We start from the raw sequence: 383 nt of genomic DNA on the forward strand, positions 1-383 counted from the left end.
AATTATCGCGGCCCCAGCAGCCTCGAGCGCTGCGCCATCCGGCGGATCGATCCGCCGAGCGAGGATGCGATCCGCCGCGCGCGCCACGATTGCAACGACGGTTACGGCGGATCGGGCTCAGGCCTGTTCGACGAGGCCGGCAGCGACGCAGTTGCACGCCGCGCTATGCGAGATCGCCAGCGCGGCCCACCTGAGTGATCCACGTTGGCCAAGCCATGCGCAGGCGGTTGGCATGGCGGTGAAGCGGCCTGGATCGGCGCGGAGAGCCTTGGCGACTGCCGACTTTCCGAAACAGGCTGCCAGCGCTACCAATTCGCCCCTCCATGGCGCACCACGTTGGTGCGCTGGAGACGACTAGGATACCGCGATGGCTACCGGCACTG

1 pseudogene is annotated in these 383 nt (G+C 67.6%); it reads left to right on the forward strand.

The window, feature by feature from the left end:
- Positions 1 to 198, forward strand: a pseudogene (locus tag MKL09_RS20815) (hypothetical protein); the annotation flags it as partial.
- Positions 199 to 383: the final 185 nt, after the last annotated feature.

It is taken from the genome of Methylobacterium sp. J-048 (assembly GCF_022829515.1).
Lineage (GTDB): Bacteria > Pseudomonadota > Alphaproteobacteria > Rhizobiales > Beijerinckiaceae > Methylobacterium.